Below are 908 nucleotides of genomic sequence, written 5' to 3'. Positions count from 1 at the left end.
CCCGCTCTTGCCGGCGAAGCGCAGCCGCACCTGGCCGGGCTGGATCTTCAAATGGCGCTTGCGCAGCGTCGTCAGCCCGTACGAGCCGTTTTCGCGCGCGTATTCCGCGTTGCCGATCCGCGCGAGCGTCGTGTCGAGCAAGCGGACGATCGTCGCGACGACCTTGTCGCGCGGCATGCCCGGCAACGCCAGATCGCGCGTCACGCGCGCGCGGATGCGCGGCAGCGCCCGCGCGAACGCGGCCATCCGTGCGTACTTGTTCGCATCGCGCGTTTCCCGCCACTGCGGGTGATAGCGATACTGCTTGCGGCCGCGCGCGTCGCGGCCCGTCGCCTGCAAGTGGCCGAGCGGGTCGGCGCAGATCCATACGTCGGTGTAGGCAGGTGGAATCGCCAGCGCGTCGATGCGGGCGATTTCCGCGGCATCGCGAATCCGCGTGCCGTCCTGCGCGTAATACGCGAAGCCGTTGCGCAGGCGGCGGCGCGTGTAGCCGGGTTGGCGGTCGTCGACGTGGCGCAGCGCCGCGGCCGTGCTCGAAGCGGGCTGCTTCATGCGCGCGTGTGCCGGTTGACGGCGATAGCGATAGCGACGGATGGCGACCCGTGCTCCTGGGCTGCGGTCATGTGTTTGCTCCCTTGTTCGTAATGGGCCCGGACGGCGACCTGCAGCACGGCATGAGCGGTCGTCGCGGAACGGGAGCAAGAATCGTGCGCCGGCCGGCCGGCCGTACGACGCGACGGCGGAGCGGCAAGAAAATGCCGTTCGCGGCGACGACGAAACGTCATCGGCCGGCCGCGGGCTCGGGACACTTCGACATCCCCTGGTCGAGCTTCTCCAGCAGAAACTCGGCCACGGCCGTGACCGCGGGTGGCAGCGGCGGGCGGCTCGTATAGACGAGCTGCAGCCCG

2 pseudogenes are annotated in these 908 nt (G+C 70.0%); both read right to left on the bottom strand.

Annotated features, from left to right (window positions below):
- Nucleotides 1-552 (bottom strand): annotated as a pseudogene (locus JMF90_RS38670) (DNA topoisomerase IB); the annotation flags it as partial.
- A gap of 229 nt (nucleotides 553-781) precedes the next feature.
- Nucleotides 782-908: pseudogene (locus JMF90_RS40755) on the bottom strand (LysR family transcriptional regulator); the annotation flags it as partial.

The organism is Burkholderia sp. E168m23 (assembly GCF_016586125.1).
Taxonomy (GTDB): Bacteria; Pseudomonadota; Gammaproteobacteria; order Burkholderiales; family Burkholderiaceae; genus Burkholderia; species Burkholderia orbicola.
Note: the sequence above shows the minus strand (reverse complement) of the source record. Positions and strands in the feature narration are given on the sequence as shown.